Origin of the sequence: Verminephrobacter aporrectodeae subsp. tuberculatae At4 (assembly GCF_000193225.1) — a bacterium.
GTDB classification, from domain to species: Bacteria; Pseudomonadota; Gammaproteobacteria; order Burkholderiales; family Burkholderiaceae_C; genus Acidovorax; species Acidovorax aporrectodeae.
Genome location: NZ_AFAL01000942.1, coordinates 1 through 264, shown reverse-complemented (window position 1 = coordinate 264; position 264 = coordinate 1). Strand labels below are relative to the sequence as shown.

Sequence of the window (264 nt, the reverse complement as noted above, 5' to 3'; positions counted from 1 at the left end):
GCTTTGCCCGTCCTGCACCATCTTGCCGCTGTAGGGCTCGCTCGCCAGGTTCACCCAGGTGCCGGTTCTGTCCCGCAGCCAGTAGCCGTTGGCGTGCTGCGCCGGGTCCACGTAGAGGCTGAAACTCTCGGTGTGTGTGCCGGGAGTCAGTTCTGCCTGGAAGCTGGTCAGTCCGCCGGGCGCCTCCAGCGCCCGGGGCAGGTTGGGGGGGAGCTTTTTCTGCTCCAGGCGGGCGATGCGTGTGTCGTGATCGGCGCTGGGCTT

At 67.4% G+C, this 264-nt stretch carries 1 pseudogene; it reads right to left on the bottom strand.

The window, feature by feature from the left end:
* Positions 1–264: pseudogene (locus VTU_RS29935) on the bottom strand (SwmB domain-containing protein); the annotation flags it as partial.